The following is a 395-nucleotide window of genomic DNA, read 5'->3' as shown; positions in this document are numbered from 1 at the left end:
CAAAATATTCAATCCCTAACGCTACTCGCATACTGTATCTATCGCAACCCCTAACAAAAACGAAATATTAAGCGATTGGCGATGTGAATTAAAGCGCTTAAGCTAAGAAGTAGATGATGATACCGGCCAAACAAGGCAACTACTTTGTTTGCTCGGTATCATAGATGTGAGTATTAAGACTCTGTAAGCCCGGATTTCAGCAGCTCCGCCGCAGCTTGCACCGAATCTGTGCCATTCTCAAAAACATCGTTGAGCGTGGATATAGCCGAATCATAAACGTGAATTTCGATGTAAGCTTTTTCTAGATCAAATTTAGCGGCCAATCCGTCGACCTCTAAATCCACATACGTGGTATTTACACCCGCTAACAGCTCTTCAAAATGCCCATGCCCAAC

The 395-nt window shown here is 43.0% G+C and carries 1 protein-coding gene; it reads right to left on the bottom strand.

The window, feature by feature from the left end; genetic code table 11:
• Positions 1-173: 173 nt before the first annotated feature.
• The coding region (locus CWC03_RS23195; protein ID WP_138583831.1) for a FimV/HubP family polar landmark protein at positions 174-395 on the bottom strand (222 nt) is incomplete at its 5' end.

It is taken from the genome of Pseudoalteromonas sp. S2755, from assembly GCF_005886535.1.
GTDB lineage: Bacteria > Pseudomonadota > Gammaproteobacteria > Enterobacterales > Alteromonadaceae > Pseudoalteromonas.
The sequence above is the reverse complement of the archived record's forward strand: the minus strand, read 5'-3'. Positions and strand labels throughout refer to the sequence as shown.